Origin of the sequence: Terriglobus sp. YAF25 (assembly GCF_052113305.1) — a bacterium.
GTDB lineage: Bacteria > Acidobacteriota > Terriglobia > Terriglobales > Acidobacteriaceae > Terriglobus.
On record NZ_JBFRCY010000939.1, the window covers coordinates 1 to 1,441 of the forward strand.

Below are 1,441 nucleotides of genomic sequence, written 5' to 3' on the forward strand. Positions count from 1 at the left end.
GGTCAGCTCGTAGCGCAATACTCCCATGCAAAAACTGCAACAAAAAACTCTCCCGCAGCGGAAGTGAATATGTCGATACGCCCTAGGAACCAGCAACCAGCAACTGCTTCTCACCCTCTCGTCTTCGCGATATCCGGACCGACGAAATCTTCCACACTAGGCGGAGTGGCCGGTTCGGCCTGCGGCTGCAGATGGTTCTTCGTCAGACCATCGACCAGAAGATGGAACGCTTCTTCCGGTGTGTCGGCGAACTGGAAAAGATCGCGATCTTTGACGGCGATTGCTCCCTTATCCACCAGCACATCGAGATTGATGACTTGCGACCAGTATTCGCGGCCGTAGATCACGACCGTGATCTGTTTGGCCAGCTTGCGGGTTTGGGCGAGGGTCAGGAGCTCGAACATCTCGTCCAGCGTTCCAAAGCCTCCGGGAAAGACCACCAGAGCCTTTGCGAGGTAGGCGAACCAGTACTTACGCATGAAGAAGTAGTGGAACTGGAAGTTGAGCTCGGGGGTGATCCAGGGGTTCGGCAGTTGTTCGAAGGGGAGCGCGATGTTCAGGCCGATGGTCTTGGCTCCGGCCTCGGTGGCGCCGCGGTTCGCGGCCTCCATAATGCCCGGCCCTCCGCCGGAGGTGACGACGAAGCGATTGCGGCGGCCTGGGAGCTTCATCGCCCAGGTAGCCATCATGTTTGCCAGTGTGCGCGCGTCTTCGTAATAGCGAGCCATCTCAATGGCGGCTTCGGTACGTTTCTTCTTCAGCTCGCTGGTCTCTTCGCCGTCGAACGCCGGCTGTTCTTCTTCCGGTGCAAGCTTCGCGGAACCGGTGTTCTCCAGCAGTCGCATCTGGTCTTCGGCGGCGTCCATACCGATAAAGCGGGCGGAACCGAAGAAGACGACTGTGTCCTGGACGCGTTCCTTACGAAAGCGCGCAAGAGGCTCAGAGTACTCCGCCAGAATGCGGAAGATGCGTCCATCGGGGGAATTGATGAAGTGATCGTCCTCGTAGGCGAGGGGAGCGTGCTGGAGGGGATCCGGAACCGGATGCTGCTGACTCATAACACAAGGGTAGTTGAATGGTTGATTGGTTGAATAGTTGAATGGTCAACGATTGGTACTGCGTCAAAACCATTCAACTATTGCACTATTCAACCCGGCGTTAGAGCATTTCTCCTGTTGCTGGGTAGCCCGGAAGGGGAGTGCAGCGGCGTTTTCATTGCGGAAAACGCCCATAGATACGGAATCCCTACACCACACCTACAGGAGAAATGCTCTAGCCGCGATAGTCGCGATACTGGATCACTTCGCTGATGCCGATCCAGATGTCCAGCAAGCCGAGGCCTGAGATCAGGCCCTTGATGGCGCCATTCCGTAGAATGGCGCCGATGGTGGGATAAGCGTTGAAGAGATTGTTGTGGTCCCAGACGCGGGGCCACCACGGA

At 57.0% G+C, this 1,441-nt stretch carries 1 protein-coding gene; it reads right to left on the minus strand.

The window, feature by feature from the left end; genetic code table 11:
• Nucleotides 1-110: 110 nt before the first annotated feature.
• Entirely contained in the window at nt 111-1,058 is a 948-nt protein-coding gene (locus AB4043_RS25410; RefSeq protein WP_442303535.1) for a TIGR00730 family Rossman fold protein, read from the minus strand.
• Between the last annotated feature and the right edge of the window lie 383 nt (nt 1,059-1,441).